We start from the raw sequence: 405 nt of genomic DNA on the forward strand, positions 1-405 counted from the left end.
CGTTCTTTGAAGTGCTCACACAGATTGTCTGATGAAAATTAGCAGTAAAAATCTCTGCAGGCTTGTAGCTCAGGTGGTTAGAGCGCACCCCTGATAAGGGTGAGGTCGGTGGTTCAAGTCCACTCAGGCCTACCAAATTCGCAAGAATTGTCGGTACAGAGATTAGCATTTTGCGATGGGGTTATAGCTCAGCTGGGAGAGCGCCTGCCTTGCACGCAGGAGGTCTGCGGTTCGATCCCGCATAGCTCCACCATCCTTTACTGCAACAAACCCAAGAAAACTTCAGAGTGTACCTGAAAAGGTTCACTGCGAAGTTTTGCTCTTTAAAAATCTGGATCAAGCTGAAAATTGAAACAGCACACTGAACTCTGTTCTCCGTAATAAGAACAGACTGAGGTGTGTTTG

Annotated in this window: 2 tRNA genes; both read left to right on the plus strand. The window is 46.9% G+C overall.

What is annotated here, in order from left to right:
• Positions 1-58 precede the first annotated feature (58 nt).
• Positions 59-135, plus strand: a tRNA-Ile gene (locus HII27_RS26880).
• A gap of 42 nt (positions 136-177) precedes the next feature.
• A tRNA-Ala gene (locus HII27_RS26885) sits at positions 178-253 on the plus strand.
• Positions 254-405 lie beyond the last annotated feature (152 nt).

Origin of the sequence: Kluyvera sichuanensis, assembly GCF_014218705.1 — a bacterium.
In the GTDB taxonomy this organism is placed as follows: Bacteria; Pseudomonadota; Gammaproteobacteria; order Enterobacterales; family Enterobacteriaceae; genus Kluyvera; species Kluyvera sichuanensis.